The sequence below is a fragment of the Nonomuraea mesophila genome, from assembly GCF_004352805.1.
GTDB classification, from domain to species: domain Bacteria; phylum Actinomycetota; class Actinomycetes; order Streptosporangiales; family Streptosporangiaceae; genus Nonomuraea; species Nonomuraea longispora.
Window position 1 is genome coordinate 1 of sequence record NZ_SMLD01000216.1, and the last position, 14,241, is coordinate 14,241.

General features: G+C 72.2%; 13 protein-coding genes. 7 read left to right on the forward strand and 6 right to left on the reverse strand.

The annotated features are described in order from the left end of the window. Window positions 1–319: 319 nt before the first annotated feature. On the reverse strand, window positions 320–1,711 hold the full coding sequence (locus E1295_RS43030) for an FG-GAP-like repeat-containing protein (protein WP_132640300.1): 1,392 nt from the start codon (window positions 1,709–1,711) through the stop codon (window positions 320–322). Window positions 1,712–1,866: 155 nt separating this feature from the next. Between E1295_RS43030 and E1295_RS43035 the strand changes: the two genes are divergently transcribed. Next, window positions 1,867–3,099, forward strand: a complete 1,233-nt coding sequence (locus tag E1295_RS43035) for a cytochrome P450 (protein ID WP_132640302.1) — start codon at window positions 1,867–1,869, stop codon at window positions 3,097–3,099. 6 nt (window positions 3,100–3,105) lie between these two features. Here the strand turns inward: E1295_RS43035 and E1295_RS43040 are convergent, their stop codons facing one another. The 4 genes from E1295_RS43040 to E1295_RS43055 form a co-directional block, all read right to left on the reverse strand. Continuing rightward, the gene (locus E1295_RS43040) at window positions 3,106–4,578 is read right to left on the reverse strand and encodes an MFS transporter (RefSeq protein WP_132640304.1); all 1,473 of its coding nucleotides are present in this window, start codon (window positions 4,576–4,578) and stop codon (window positions 3,106–3,108) included. A gap of 12 nt (window positions 4,579–4,590) precedes the next feature. Then, on the reverse strand, window positions 4,591–5,199 hold the full coding sequence (locus E1295_RS43045; RefSeq protein WP_132640306.1) for a TetR/AcrR family transcriptional regulator: 609 nt from the start codon (window positions 5,197–5,199) through the stop codon (window positions 4,591–4,593). Between the two features lie 113 nt (window positions 5,200–5,312). After that, the gene (locus E1295_RS43050) at window positions 5,313–5,957 is read right to left on the reverse strand and encodes a biliverdin-producing heme oxygenase (RefSeq protein ID WP_425465401.1); all 645 of its coding nucleotides are present in this window, start codon (window positions 5,955–5,957) and stop codon (window positions 5,313–5,315) included. 118 nt (window positions 5,958–6,075) lie between these two features. Then, window positions 6,076–7,089, reverse strand: a complete 1,014-nt coding sequence (locus E1295_RS43055; protein WP_166427692.1) for an alpha/beta hydrolase — start codon at window positions 7,087–7,089, stop codon at window positions 6,076–6,078. Window positions 7,090–7,272: 183 nt separating this feature from the next. Here E1295_RS43055 and E1295_RS43060 point away from each other — a divergent pair, with 183 nt between their 5' ends. Genes E1295_RS43060 through E1295_RS43085 form a run of 6 tightly spaced genes read left to right on the forward strand, consistent with a single transcriptional unit; the run spans window position 7,273 to window position 13,113 of the window. Then, window positions 7,273–8,064, forward strand: coding sequence for an STAS domain-containing protein (locus E1295_RS43060; protein ID WP_132640324.1), 792 nt, complete (start codon window positions 7,273–7,275; stop codon window positions 8,062–8,064). Then, window positions 8,064–8,429, forward strand: coding sequence for an STAS domain-containing protein (locus E1295_RS43065; protein WP_132640312.1), 366 nt, complete (start codon window positions 8,064–8,066; stop codon window positions 8,427–8,429). Before E1295_RS43060 ends, E1295_RS43065 begins: the two co-directional genes overlap by 1 nt. Then, the gene (locus E1295_RS43070) at window positions 8,426–8,821 is read left to right on the forward strand and encodes an ATP-binding protein (RefSeq protein WP_132640314.1); all 396 of its coding nucleotides are present in this window, start codon (window positions 8,426–8,428) and stop codon (window positions 8,819–8,821) included. The genes E1295_RS43065 and E1295_RS43070 overlap by 4 nt, the downstream gene beginning before the upstream one ends. Before the next feature lie 37 nt (window positions 8,822–8,858). After that, window positions 8,859–9,863 carry an ATP-binding protein gene (locus tag E1295_RS43075; protein ID WP_132640316.1) on the forward strand — a complete coding sequence of 335 codons (1,005 nt, stop codon included), beginning with the start codon at window positions 8,859–8,861 and terminating at the stop codon, window positions 9,861–9,863. After that, window positions 9,860–11,518: an ATP-binding response regulator gene (locus E1295_RS43080; protein WP_132640318.1), complete on the forward strand. Its 1,659-nt coding sequence runs from the start codon at window positions 9,860–9,862 to the stop codon at window positions 11,516–11,518. The genes E1295_RS43075 and E1295_RS43080 overlap by 4 nt, the downstream gene beginning before the upstream one ends. 20 nt (window positions 11,519–11,538) lie before the next feature. Beyond that, window positions 11,539–13,113 carry a SpoIIE family protein phosphatase gene (locus E1295_RS43085; RefSeq protein WP_132640320.1) on the forward strand — a complete coding sequence of 525 codons (1,575 nt, stop codon included), beginning with the start codon at window positions 11,539–11,541 and terminating at the stop codon, window positions 13,111–13,113. A gap of 16 nt (window positions 13,114–13,129) precedes the next feature. On the opposite strand, the gene E1295_RS43090 is transcribed toward E1295_RS43085, so the two are convergent. Beyond that, window positions 13,130–14,176, reverse strand: coding sequence for an ABC transporter ATP-binding protein (locus tag E1295_RS43090; RefSeq protein WP_246081079.1), 1,047 nt, complete (start codon window positions 14,174–14,176; stop codon window positions 13,130–13,132). Window positions 14,177–14,241 lie beyond the last annotated feature (65 nt).

Here is a 14,241-nt window from a genome sequence, read left to right on the forward strand (position 1 = left end):
GGCCGCCGCCCCACCCGCCTGACTCGCCAACCAATGCCCCACGCCCAGCAACCTCGCGCCGCCCCGCGTTGTCCGAGCAGGCCACCGGATCGGCCGCCCCGGCTGAGCCGGACGGTTCCGGTACCACCAGCACACCTTGTCGCGTCACGGGTGACATGTCGCCACGGCGTACGGCCGGCTTGGCGCGTCGTCACGGCGAGCAACCCGTTGGCCTTCACGACCGGCCAGGACGGGCGGCCACTGGGGGCGGCGCGTGCGGTGACGTCGGCTTGCCGTAAAGGAAGGTGCCTTCAAGAACGTGCCGTAAAGGAACGCGCGGTCAGGCGAAGGCGTAGCCGTACAGGCCGGTGCCCTCGCTGAGCGGGCGTATCTTGCCCAGGCGCAGGCCAGGACGGCGGGACCCGGGCGCGTACAGGACGAGCCCCCGCCCGGGCGCGGCCACCACGAGCGCGTACACCGGACGCCCCCGCGTCAGGGCCCGGTGACCGTCACCCCACCCGGGCAGGGCGGTCACCGCGGCGCCGAAGTCACGTCCACTGCCCTTGACCAGCAGGTTCCCCTTCCGCGTGAGCCCGCCCGCCGCACGTCCCGCGAGCACCTGGACGGCCTTCTCCCCGGGTACGCCGACGGCCAGGTCGTCCCTGCCGTCGCCGTTGAAGTCCCCGGCCGCCAGCGCGGCCCCGAACCGGTCGTAGTAGCGGGGCCTGCCGTCGAGCGTGTTCTGCGACCAGGCCTCGGTCCGGTCGGTACGCAGCCCGCCGCGCGAGCCGTACAGCACGTCCACGGTGCCGTCGCCGTAGTCCATGGCCCGCTGGCCGGCGCTGAGCCCTTCGCCGGGTACGCCGATGGCCAGGTCGTCCTTGCCGTCGCCGTTGAAGTCGCCGGTGGCCAGCGCGGCCCCGAACCCGTCCCATTTCTCCGCTGCACCCTTGATGCCCGGCGTGCTCTGGGTGAGCAGCCGGGCATGTTTCGCGCGGACGTCGATGACGGTGGCCGAGCCCTGCCCGTCGTGGCTGAGGCTGTCGGCGGGCGCTCCCACGACCAGCTCGTCCTTGCCGTCCCCGTCGAAGTCGCCGGTGGTCAGCGCCGCGCCCCACTGGTCGGTGACGCGCGCGGGCTGCCGTACCCACCGGGTCTTCTGCGTGATCCGGTACGGCTTGCGCCCCTTCATCCAGTACACGGTCACGGCTCCGCCCGAGCGGTGGCCGGGAGAGCCGACGGCCAGCTCGTCCCGGCCGTCGCCGTCGAGGTCGCCGGTGGTCAGGGACGCGCCGAACCGGTCGCTGGACGGTTCGGCGGGCGCCAGCCGCCGGCCGGCGACCAGGCCGCCGGGGGAGCCGTCGTAGATGTGCACGACCCCGTTCCCGTCGCCGCCGGGCACCCGCTCACCGATGAACTCCTCAGACACCCCCACGGCCAGGTCGGCGCACCGGTCGCCGTTGAAGTCGCCGGTGGCCAGCGCGGAGCCGAACGCGTCACCCGGCTCGGCGTCGTCCTGGACGAGCTTGACCGTCCGGCCGGAGCCGTACGTCACGGTCACGGAACCGGCCCTGGCATCGTCGTAGGGCGCGGCCACGGCGAGGTCGGGGCGCCCGTCGGCGTCGAAGTCGAGCGGCCGGCCGGTGCACGACCGGGCTGTCGCGGAAGCCGTCGCGGGGGCCGTACCGGTGAGGAGGGACAGGACCAGGCAGGCGGCGAGCACAGCGTTCACACCACAAGTCATGACCGGGCAGGCCGAACCGGGTCTGAACGGCGCGGGAACGGGCCAGGAGGGCGGGATGCACATCGCCCGCCGTCCGCGGCAGGCCCCCGCGGGCGCGGGGTTTTCCGTACGGGAGCGGCGTAGGAGCGTGCCAGGATAGTCGGGTGGACGACATCGACCTCGCCGACCTGGATTTCTGGCGCAAGCCGCTCAAAGAGCGCAACGAGGCGTTCGCCCGGCTTCGCGGGCTGGAGCTTCCGGTGTTCTTCCCGGAGAAGAAGGTGCCGCTCCTGCGCTCGGGCAAGGGCTTCTACGCCCTCGTACGCCACGCGGACGTGATCGAGGCCAGCCGCAACGCCAAGGTGTTCTCCAGCGAGCCCGCTGTCACCAATCCCGAGCCGCCCGGCTGGGTGAAGCAGGTGTTCGGAGAGTCGATGGTCAACATGGACGATCCCCGCCACGCGCGCCTGCGCAGGATCGTCACGCGCTCGTTCAGCCCGAAGATGCTGGCCAACCTGCAGAGCGACATCGAGGCGGCCTGCGCCGGCATCGTCGACGACGTGGTCAGGCATGGCCCGCGCGACTTCGTCTCCCAGGTCGCCGCCCGGCTGCCCATCCACGTCATCTGCGACATGCTGGACATCCCGCAGGAGTTGCGGGCCAAGGTGCATCAGCACGTCGACATCTCCACCGCCTACACCGGCGTGCGCCCGAGCCTGGCCCGTAGCGTCCAGATGGCCGGCCAGAACATGCTGGCCCTGCTCGCCCTGCAGCGCATGGTCATCAAGCTCGGCCACGAGCGGGTCGCCGACCCCAAGGGCGACCTCGTCTCCCTCCTGGTCAACGCCAACCCCGACGGGGAGAAGCTGGCCGACAAGGAGCTCGGCTCGTTCTTCGCGCTGCTGCTGGTCGCGGGCAACGAGACGGCCCGCAACACGATGGCCCACGGCATCAAGCTGCTCACCGACAACCCGGCGCAGCGCGAGCTGCTGATGAGCGACTTCGACGCCCACATCAACGGCGCCGTCGAGGAGATGGTCCGCTACGTGTCGCCGATCATGCAGTTCCGGCGCACGGTCACCGAGGACTACACGCTGCGCGGCCTGGAGCTGAAGAAGGGCGACAAGGTCGTGCTCTTCTACGGCTCGGCCAACCGGGACGAGTCGGTCTTCCCCGACCCCGACACGTTCGACATCACCCGCGACACCAAGCCGCACGTCGGCTTCGGCGGCCCCGGCCCGCACTTCTGCCTCGGCGCCAACCTGGCCAGGCAGGAGCTGCGCACGATGTTCCGCGAGCTGCTGACCCGGCTGCCCGGCATCCGCGCGGTCGGCGAGCCCGAGCTGCTCCTGTCGAACTTCGACAACAGCGTGCGCAGCCAGGCATTCACCTTCTGATCGCCCTCAGTCGTCGGCGGCGAGCACGTTCGACCTGATGGTGAAGAACGTGATCAGCGCGGCCACCACCATCATGGCGGCGCTGATCAGCATGGCCGCCCTGAAGCCCGCGTCGAACACCGGCGGATTCTCGAACGCGTCGCCGACCAGGCCGACCACCGGCGGCACCGCGGCCACCGCGAAGAGGCTGCCGGTGCGGGCCACCGCGTTGTTGACGCCGCTGGCCGTGCCCGCGTGGCGGTCCTCGACCGTGGCCAGCACGGTCGCGGTCAGCGGCGCGACCGCCCCCGACAATCCCAGCCCGAAGACGGACACGGCGGGCAGCACCTGGAACGGATAGGACGCGCCGTACCCGATGGTGCTCATCCACAGGAAACCGGCGCCCGCCAGCAGGATCCCGCCCGTCATCGGCCAGCGCGGCCCGATCCGCTTGGCCAGCTCGCCGGCCCTGCCCGACAACACCATCATGAGGATCGTCGTGGGCAACATCGCCAGCCCGGCGGCGATGGGGGAGAAGCCGGAGACGACCTGGAGCTGCACCACGAGCAGGAAGAACACCACGCCCATGGCCGCGTACATGATCAGTGTCACCACGTTGACGGCCGTGAACACGCGATCGCGGAAGATGTCGACGGGCACCAGCGAGTCCGGCGATCTGCGCACCTGGACCGCCACGAACGCCGCCCCCAGCAGCAGCCCGGCGAGCAGCGGCGCCGGGGCGCCCTGCTGGATCAGCCCGTAGGTGATCCCGGCCAGCGCCAGTGCCGCGAGGACCGAGCCCAGCACGTCGAAGCGCCCCGCGGCCTGCTCGTCCTTGCTCTCGGGCACGTGGCGCAGGGCGACGAACACGATGAGTGCGGCGAACGGCAGGTTGATCAGGAACGCCCACCGCCATCCGGCGGTCTGCACCAGCCACCCGCCCAGCAGTGGCCCGATCGCGCTGGCCACGCCGCCGAGCCCCGACCACGTGCCCACGGCGCGCGGCCGGTCGTGCCGGACGAACGACGCCTGAATGATCGCCAGCGAGCCGGGCGTGAGCAGCGCGCCGCCGATGCCCTGCAGGGCCCTGGCCCCGATGAGGAACTCGATGCTCGGCGACAGCCCGCACAGTGCGGAGGCGACGGCGAACCACACGACGCCGATGACGAACACGGTGCGCCGGCCGTAACGGTCGCCCAGCGAACCGCCGAGCAGGATCAGTCCGGCGAGTGTGAGCGTGTAGGAGTTGATCGTCCACTGCAGCCCCGCCATGCCGGCGTCGAGTTCCCTGCCCAGGTAGGGGAGCGCGACGTTGACCACGGTGCTGTCGAGCAGCGCCAGACCCGAGCCCAGCACCGTCGCGAACAGGATCCAGCGCCCACGCGCCGACCTGAGCTCGGCGTGCTCACCGGCATGTTCACCCCCGCGCTCACCGGCGTGTTTATCCGCGCGCTCACCGGCGCGCTCATCGGCGGGGCGTTTCTCAGGCCCGGAGGTCATGGGCCCATCCTGTCACCGGGGCGCGGCGTCGACCCCGAGGGCTCGCAGCACGAACGCGGTGACCAGCTCGGCGGCGGCCTCCACCGTGACGTCGCCGCTGATCAGCGGCACCCGCTCCGCGCCGATGACGGCGAGGACCATCCGCGCCGTGGCCGGCGCGTCGAGCAGCTGGAAGTCACCCGACGCCTGGCCGTTCTCCAGGATCTCGACGAGGACCCGCTGCATGGGCGCGACGTGCTCGGCCAGCCGCTGGTAGGCGTCGGGCCCGAGCGTGGCGCTGAGGTCGGCGGCGCCCGGATGCGGATGGGCGAGCAGGCCGTCCAGCTGGAGGCGTACGAACGCCCGCAACCGGTCGGCGGGAGAGGCGCCGGCGGGCAGCTCCCGCTCGTAGCTGTCGATGAAGTAGTGGGTGACCCGCTCGGTGAAGGCCAGCAGCAGCGCGGTCTTGTCGGGGAAGTAGTTGTAGAGCACGGTGCGCGTGATGCCGGCCTCACCGGCCACGTCGGTCATAGAGATGGCGTCGATGCCCTGCTCCCTGGACAGCCGCGAGACGGCCTGCAGAATGCGGTCGCGCGTCTGGGCGCGGTGCTCGCCGATGGTGGCGGCGGAGATGCGGGGCATATGCCCATGGTAGGCCGTACGGGCGATCTCGCCTGCGGAACATACCGGGCACCTTCGCCGGGCGCCTCACCCTCGCCGCGTGGCCGACGAGCAGGCCGGGCGGTGGCCGCGGGTCAGGCGGCGGCCCTGACGGTGTGGAAAAGCTCGGCGAGGACGTCGGTGTTGAGCCGGTAGGCGAGCTTGACCTCGCCGATGACGCGCTGACGCTCGTTCTCGTCGAGCTCCAGCGCGTCGAGCCGGGACCGGTATTCGGTCTTGAACCGGGGCAGGCTGCCGAGCTCGTCGAAGAAGTAGAAGTCGACGCCCCCGCCCTTGGCGTAGCCGTAGATCTTCTGCAGCTCCATGCGGATGAACTGCCCGCCGGACAGGTCGCCGAGGTAGCGCGTGTAGTGGTGGGCGATGTAGCCGCCCGGCCAGCCGGCCGTCGCGCGGATGCGCGCCACCAGGGCTCGGGTGGAGGCCGACGGCGTGATGCGCTCGCGCCAGCCCGGCCCGTAGACGGTGGCCAGATCGCGTTCGAGGGCGGGCTCGCGGTAGAGCTCGGGGAAGACGAAACGGCCGGCCACCGGGTGCCTGGCCAGCTCCCGCGACACCCCGTCGAGCGCGATGTAGGCGAAGTAGTGCTGGGCCACCATCTCGCCGTATTGGTGCTCGCTCAACCGGCCGGCCATGAGTTCGGTGAGATAGCCCTCGGACTCGGCCGACTGATGGTCGGCCCAGGTGGCGTTTCTCAAGCTCTCGGAGAACGACGTCGTCACAGCCCACCTCAAGTCCGCTGGTGTTTTCATGACGAAGTGTCACAAACGGTGTCCGCCGGCGTCAAGCTGATGACGACACCATGTCATCAAATTCCTTCCTACCCGCGGACGGCCGCCGTCAACCGGTGACCTGCCCGGACCGCCCCAGCGCGATCATGGTCAGGTTGCGCAGCGAAGCGGTGCCGGGCTCGAAGTAGTCGCTGTGCCCTCCAGAACCCGCGTCGAACACGCGGGCGCCGAAGCCAGGGCTCATAGGATCGGTGCCGAACCCCAGCGGGCCGAGCGTGGTCTTGGGCACGAACCTGATCCAGTCGTTGGCCGCGAGCCCCGCCCACACGCGCGGCCGTGCGGGCACACCGCCCGCCGCGGAGACGTGCCCACGGGCGGACTCACGGGCGTCCCCAGAGTCTGACTCACGGGCCGATCCAGGGTCTGACTCACGGGCGTCCCCAGGGTCTGACCCGCGGGCGTACCCACGGTCTGACCCACGGGCGGATCCACGGGCGCGGGGAGCCGAGGGCGGCGTGACGGCGCGGGGCGGCGCGGTCAGCGCGGCCGCCGACGGCGCACCGACGCCCGGGCTGCCGAAGAAGGCCACGCCGGAGACCGGCAGGCCGGGTGCCAGGCCGGGCGCACGGCCGGGCATCAAGCCGAGTGCCAGGCGGGGCGTCAGGCTGGGCATCAAGCCGGGTGCCGGGCCGGGCATCGCCCTGGCGCATACCACCGAACCGTAGCTGTGGCAGAGCAGCGCCACCGGCGCGTCCGTGCGCCCGCGCAGCTCCGCGACCGTGCGGCGCAGCTCGGCGGCCCCGGCACGGGCGGCGCCGTCACCGATCGTGTCCAGGCTCAGCGTGCGCGGCGCGTCGTAGCCCAGCCACGCCACCACCGCCAGCCGCGCCCGCGGCGCCAGGCGGGCGGCCTCGGCCAGCAGTGCCCGCGCGGCGCCGCCGGGCCGGTGTGTGCCGTCGTCGAAGGTCTGCGCCGTCGTGTCGGTGCCGGGCACGATGACGACCACCCGGGAGGCCGTTCTCAGGTCTCCGTAGATCTTCACCAGCCGCCCGCCCGGCGGCGTCGGCAGCAGCAGGAACGTGCCGGCCGCGACAAGCCCGGCGAGAGCGAGGTTTCTGAGCATGCCGCGACCGTACGGAAGCCGCCGTGTCGTCCGCGTCGCCGCACGGTTTGAACCTCCGCGTAGTACTCGGGGGTGACTCTGGGCAGAGAAGGGTGTACCGGGGGAAGCCAGGAGTGCACGTCGAGAACCCCCTCTGGAGAGATTTTGTCGGATCAAGCAGACGTGGACCGGCGTGTGAGCGAGATGCTCCGCGCCCATGAAGAACAGGTCGTCACCCGGTGGGCGCAGTCGGCCAACGCGCCGCGCGACGAGCTGCTGGAGCTCTACCGGGCCATCCTCGGCGCACTGGAGCAGGGCGGCGACCACGCCGACCTCCGCGGCCTGCTCACCGAGCTGTCGCGGTCGCGGGCGCGCGCCGGCTACTCGCCGGCCGAGACCTCAAAGGCCGTCTTCGGCCTGAAGGGAGCCCTGTACGAGATCGTGGTCGCCGACGCCGACACCGAGGTGCTGCGCGGATTCATCCGGTTCGCCCGCCTCATCGACGACCTCGGGCTGTTCACGTTCGAGGCGTACGCCGAAGCCCGCGAGAAGATCATCATGGATCAGGCCGAGCAGCTGCTCGAACTGTCCACCCCCGTGGTCAAACTCTGGGACGGCATCCTGGCCGTGCCGCTCATCGGCACGCTCGACTCGGCCCGCACCCAGGTGGTCACGGAGAAGCTGCTGGAGACCCTGGTCGAGACCGGCGCCGAGCACGCGGTCATCGACATCACCGGCGTCCCGGCGGTCGACACGCAGGTCGCCCAGCACCTGCTCAAAACCGTGTTCGCGGCGCGGCTCATGGGCGCCGAATGCGTCATCTCCGGCATCCGCCCGCAGATCGCGCACACCATCGTCACGCTCGGCATCGAGTTCGGCGACATCGTGACCAAGACGTCGCTGGCCGACGCGCTCGCCCACGCCTTCAAACGCAGCGGCGTGCAGGTGAGCGGCCGGCCGGCCACGCACGTCACCGTACGGGCGGAGCGGGACTAGTGGATCGGGTGCCCATTCTCAAGCTCGGCGACCTGCTGATCGTCTCCATCCAGGTGGACCTGGACGACCAGAGCGTGCTCGTACTGCAGGAGGACCTGGCCGCGGCGGTCGTCGCCCGCGGGGCCAAGGGAGTGATCATCGACATCTCCGCCGTCGAGATCGTCGACTCGTTCACCGGGCGGATGCTGGCCACGATCGCCGCGATGTGCCGCATGCTCGACGCGCACGCCGTGGTCGTCGGCATGCGGCCGGCCGTGGCGATCACGCTCGTGGAGCTCGGACTCTCGCTCGGTGGCGTCCGGACGGCGCTCGACCTGGAGAAAGGGGTGGCGCTGCTGAACCACGTCGGGGGCGCGGGGTTGTGACCCGGGACGCGGTCATCGAGAGCAGCGCCGACGTCGTGGCGGTACGCCGGCTCGTCAGGAGCGCCGCCATCGAGGTGGGGTTGTCGCTCATCGACCAGACCAAGATCATCACAGCCGCCAGCGAGCTGGCGCGCAACGCCCTCGTCTACGCGGGACGGGGCGAGCTGCGCGTGGACGTCGTCGAGAACGGGAAGAGCCGCGGGCTCAGGCTGGTCGTCAACGATGAAGGGCCGGGCATCCCGGACATCGAGCAGGCGCTCACCGACGGCTGGACCACCGGCACGGGCCTCGGCCTGGGACTCGGCGGGTCACGGCGGCTGGTGGACGAGTTCGACCTGCTCTCCAAGCCAGGACAGGGCACGACGGTGACGGTGACGAAATGGGCTCGGTGACGAGCGGGCCCGGTGACGGAGCAGGCCGGGTGACGCGATGGGTCACGTGACCAGCCGGCGGATGGGCGCCTGGATCCGCGCGGAGGACACCAGCGCGGTGGGCGCCGTACGCCGGCGGGCCGTCGAGCTGGCCGGCCTGGCCGGATTCGACGCGACGCAGACCGGTCAGGTGGCGGTAGCGGTCAGCGAGGCGGTGTCCAACCTCGTCAAGCACGCCGTCGAGGGCAGCGTCATGATCCGCATGAACCCCGAGCCCCCCGCCACGGTGGAGCTCATCGCCGTCGACGCGGGGCCGGGCATGGCCGACATCGGCCGGGCGCTGCGCGACGGGTACTCCTCCTCGGGAACGCTCGGCATCGGCATGGGCGCCATCGCCCGCATCGCCACCGGCTACGACATGCACTCCCTGCCCGGCAGAGGGACCGTGCTCGCGATGTACTTCACCGCGGGCCGCAAGCCCGCCGCGCCGGCGCAGGCCAGCGGCCTGACCCGGCCCATCGGCGACGAGCAGGTGTGCGGCGACTCCTTCGCCATCTCCACCACGGGAGCCGCCACCACCATCATGGTCTGCGACGGGCTGGGCCACGGCCACATCGCGGCGCAGGCCTCGCAGCTGGCCGTCGAGCTGTTCCTCCAGGCGCCGGAGCGTGAGCCGCTGGCCATCGTGGACCAGCTGCACCGGGGGATGGGCGTCACGCGAGGAGGGGCGCTCGCGGTCGCCCGGCTCAACGGCGGCTCGGTGACCTACGCGGGGCTCGGCAACATCTCAGGCTGGGTCGCGCACGCTCAGGGACGGCAGGGCATGGTGTCGGTCCCGGGCATCGCCGGCCACCACGGGTCGCGGCTGCGGCAGCACACGTACGAGCTGCCCGGCCACGCCACCGTGATCATGCACTCCGACGGGATGTCGGAGCGCTGGGACCCGGCGCACCTGCCCGGCCTGTTCGCCCGCACCCCCACCGTGATCGCCGCCGGCCTGCTGCGCGAGGCCGGCACCAGGCGCGACGACGTGTGCGTGGTGGCGGCGAGGACGGGCTCGTGAAGGCGGCCACCGAGCTCATCAGTGTCCGGCTCGACGCCGACCAGGACGTGTTCGTACTGCGCCGCCTCGGCCGTGCCGCCGCCGAGCTGGCCGGCCTGGAGCCGCAGGACCAGGTACGGGTGGCGACGGCGCTCAGCGAGGTCGGCAGAGAGGTCTACGGCCGCGGCGCGCTCGCGATGATCGCGCTCGCCGAGGACGAACTGCTGATCACCGTGACCCACGGCGACCGCTCAGGCCTGGCCGGGTCGGAGGGCGTCAGGCTGGCGGGCCGGCTGGTCGACCGGGTCGAGCTCGACGACGGGCGCGTCACGCTCGCCAAGCGGTTGCGGCCGCAGCTGCGGCGCGGCCCGATCTCCGACCTCCGCGACCGGCTGACCAGGCTCTCTCCCGTCTCCGCTCTCGAAGAGCTGCGGGACCAGAACCGGGAACTGGCCGCCACCCTGGACGACGTGCTGCGGCTCAACGCCGAGCTGCAGGAGACCAACACGGGCGTGCTGGCGATGTACAACCAGCTCTCCGCCGAGCTGGAGGAGACCAACAGGGGAGTGGTCGCCCTCTACGCCGAGCTGGATGAGAAGTCCAGCCAGCTCCGCGAGGCCAACGAGGCGCGCAACCGCTTCTGGGCCACGATCAGCCACGAGCTGCGCACGCCGCTCAACTCGGTCATCGGCCTGGTGGGGTTGCTGACCGGGCCGGGCGGCGACCCGCTGACCGAGGAGCAGGCCCACCAGGTCGAGCTCATCGGCAACTCGACCAGGACGCTGCTGGCGCTGGTCAGCGAGCTGCTCGACATGGCCAAGGCCGAGTCGGGCCGCCTCGACCCGCACCCCACCACGGTCAGCCTGACGGACGTGGCCGAGCACCTGCACGTGACGATGCGCCCGACGCGCGTGCGGGGCGGCGTCGAGCTGAGCCACCACGTGGCGCCCGAAGCCGCCGTGCTGCACGTGGACGAGGGCATGCTCGTCACGATCCTGCGCAACCTGCTGTCCAACGCGCTGAAGTTCACCGAGAGCGGCGAGGTGCGGCTGGACGTACGCGCCGACGACGACGGGGACGAGGTCGTCATCACGGTGGCCGACACCGGGATCGGCATCCCGCCCGAGCACCTGAGGCGCGTGTTCGAGGACTTCTACCAGGTGCCGGGCTCCTTCCAGGTCGGGGCCAGGGGCACCGGCCTCGGCCTGCCGTACGCGCGCAGGCTGGCCGAGGCGCTCGGCGGCACCCTTGAGCTGGACAGCACGCCGGGCGAGGGCACCACCGCCACGCTCAGGCTGCCGCACCACGGCGGGCCGCCCGAAGTGGAGCGGGTGCTCGTCGCCGACGACGACGAGGTGTTCCGCGCGGCCGCCCGCCGCATGCTGCACGGCTTCGCCGTTCACGTCGACGAGGCGGCCGACGGGGCCGCAGCCCTGGAGGCGATGGCCGCCGAGCCGCCCGACGTGGTGCTCATCGACCTGCTCATGCCGCGCGTGGACGGGCACGCGCTGCTGCTGCGGATGGCCGAGGACGACCGGCTGAGCGGGATCCCCGTGGTCGTGGTGACCGTGCAGCCCCAGCACGCGCCGGGGGGCAGGGCGGTGCTGTCCAAGCAGGGGCTGCGCAGGGACCAGCTGATCCAGGCCATCCGCCGGGCGAGAGGGGGCGAAGCGTGACGCGGCAGGAGCTCGCCCCCGTGACGGACACGCAGCCCGGAACCGTCCTCGTGGTCGACGACACGCCGACCAAGCGCTACATCCTCGCGAGATGGCTGCGCAGGTCCGGGCACAGCGTGGTCGAGGCGGGCGGAGGGGAGGAGGCGCTGCGCAAGCTGGCCGAGGGCCCGATCGACCTGGTCGTCCTCGACGTACGGCTGCCCGACATATCCGGATTTGAGGTGTGCGAGCGGATCAAGGCCGACCCGGCCACCGCGTCGATCCCCGTCGTCCAGGTGTCGGCCAACGCCATCACGGTGGCCGATCGCGCGGAAGGGCTGGAACGCGGAGCCGACGCGTACCTGATCGAGCCGATCGAGCCCGCCGAGTTCGCCGCCACCGTGCGGGCCATGCTGCGCTACTACCGGGCGCGGTGGCGGGCCGAACTCATGGCCCGGCGGCTGGCCAGGCTGGCCGACGTGACGCTCACGATGAACGAGGCGGAGACGTTCGACCAGGTGCTGGCGGTGGCCGCCGAGGGCACGGCCGACCTGCTCGGCCGCTTCTGCGGCACCCTGGCGCTGCTGCCGGAGGGCAGGACGTGGCGCTCCTGCGCGCGGCCGGGCGAGCCGGCCACCTCCCACACGGCCGGCCCCGAGGTGCTCGACCGGCTCTCCCGTACGGCGCCCGCCGGAGCCGCGCACGCCCAGGTCTTCACGGTGGAAGCCGAGGACTGGCGGGCCCTCCTGCCGGGCGTGGACGTCGAAGGCCCCGCCACCGGCGTGCTCTGCCGGACGAGGAAGTCCAGGTCCCCGGTCTACCTCGGCGTGGCGAGCGGCCCGCCGCTCGACGCCGACGAGGTCAACCTGCTACGCCAGGTGGGCCAGCAACTGGCGCTGACCGTCGACGCCCTGCGCGCCTACACGGAGGAGCACGCGATCGCGCTCACCCTGCAGCGCAGCCTGCTGCCCACCGGCATCCCCGACGTGCCCGGCCTGCGCCTGGCCATGCGCTACCAGCCGGCCGTGGACAACGTCGAGGTCGGCGGCGACTTCTACGAGGTGCTGCCGGTCGACCACCGGGTGCTGGTGGCGATCGGCGACGTGGAGGGCCACTCGCTGCACGCCGCGACCGTGATGGCCGAGATCCGCCACGCCATGCGGGCCACGCTCATCGCCCAGGTCGACCTGAGCGCCACGCTCGACCTGCTCAACCGGATGGTACGGCGCTACCATCCGCGCGTGACGGCCACCCTCTGCCTGGTGCTCATCGACCCGGCCACGGGTGAGGCCGAGGTGGCCAACGCCGGCCACATCCCGCCCCTGCTCGCCGGGCCCCGCTCCGCCTATCACAGCCTGGGCAACCTGCTGCTGGGCGTCATGCCGGAGCGCTACGAAATCGACCGGCTGAAGCTGCCGCCCGGCGGCACGATGGTGTTGTTCACCGACGGCCTGGTGGAGGACCGTACCACCACGCTCGACGCCGGCCTGGAGGTCGCCAGGAGGGTGGCGGAGACGGTCGAGAACGACCTGGAGCAGTTCGCCGAGCGCCTCCTGGGGGCCTTCGGCGTACGCGAGGACGACGTCGCGCTGGTCGTCCTGCGCCGGGAGCCGTGAGCCCGGCGCCGGCCCGTCAGGAGGGCCGTTCGGCGTAGTGGCAGGCCGCGTCGTGGCCACCCCCAGCGGCCGGCCCAGTGGCGCGCCCAGCGGCGCCCCCAGCGGCGGGCTCAGCGGCGCCCCCAGCGGCGGGCCCAGTGGCGGGCCCTTCGACGGGCTCGAGCGCGGGTTCCTCGCCGGCGCACCGGTCGGTGGCCTTCCAGCAGCGGGTGTGGAAGCGGCAGCCGGGCGGCGGCGCCACCGGGCTCGGCGGGTCGCCGGCCAGCATGATGCGCTTGCGTCCCCGCAGCCGCGGCTTGGCCGCGGGCGCCGCCGACAGCAGGGCCATCGTGTACGGATGCGCGGGGCTGCCGTACACCGCGGCCGCCGGCCCGGTCTCCGCCAGCCGGCCCAGGTACATCACGGCGACCCGGTGCGACACGTGCCGGACCACGGCCAGGTCGTGGGCGATGAACACCAGCGCCACCCCGAGCGTGCGCTGCAGCTCGGCGAACAGGTTGACCACCTGCGCCTGCACCGACATGTCCAGCGCCGAGACCGGCTCGTCGCACACGATCACGTCCGGCTCGGTGGCCAGCGCGCGGGCGATGCCGATGCGCTGCCGCTGGCCGCCGGAGAACTCGTGCGGGTAGCGGTTCATCCGCTCGGGCGGCAGGCCGACCAGCGACAGCAGCTCTCCCACCCGCTCGCGCAGGGCGCGGGCGTCCGCGCACAGCCGGTGCACGCGCAGCGGCTCGGCCACGATGTCGAGCACGGTCATGCGGGGGTTGAGCGAGGTCAGCGGGTCCTGGAAGACCATCTGGACGCGGCGGCGGATGTCGCGCGGCACGCCGCCGCGGGTGAAGAACGGCCGGTCGCGGAAGGTCACCTCGCCCTGGTCGGGGCGTTCGAGGCCGACCAGCATGCGGGCCAGCGTGGACTTGCCGCAGCCGGACTCGCCGACGATGCCCAGCGTCTCCCCGGCCCGCAGTTCCAGGTCCACGCCCGCGACCGCGCGTACGGCGCCGCCGCGCGAAAGCATCCCGCCGCGGTAGGTCTTGTGCAGCCCGGTGGCGCGCAACACCGTCTCGCCGGGCCCAGTGGCGGGTGCGGTGGCGGGTGCGGTGGCGGGTGCGGCGGGTTCAGGCG

Excerpts from the sequence above, each read along its gene's own strand:
- E1295_RS43075 (WP_132640316.1), top strand. The coding sequence starts at position 8,859 with ATGGGTCACGTGACCAGCCGGCGGATGGGCGCCTGGATCCGCGCGGAG.
- E1295_RS43040 (WP_132640304.1), bottom strand. The coding sequence starts at position 4,578 with ATGACCTCCGGGCCTGAGAAACGCCCCGCCGATGAGCGCGCCGGTGAG.
- E1295_RS43060 (WP_132640324.1), top strand. The coding sequence starts at position 7,273 with ATGCTCCGCGCCCATGAAGAACAGGTCGTCACCCGGTGGGCGCAGTCG.
- E1295_RS43045 (WP_132640306.1), bottom strand. The coding sequence starts at position 5,199 with ATGCCCCGCATCTCCGCCGCCACCATCGGCGAGCACCGCGCCCAGACG.
- E1295_RS43055 (WP_166427692.1), bottom strand. The coding sequence starts at position 7,089 with ATGCTCAGAAACCTCGCTCTCGCCGGGCTTGTCGCGGCCGGCACGTTC.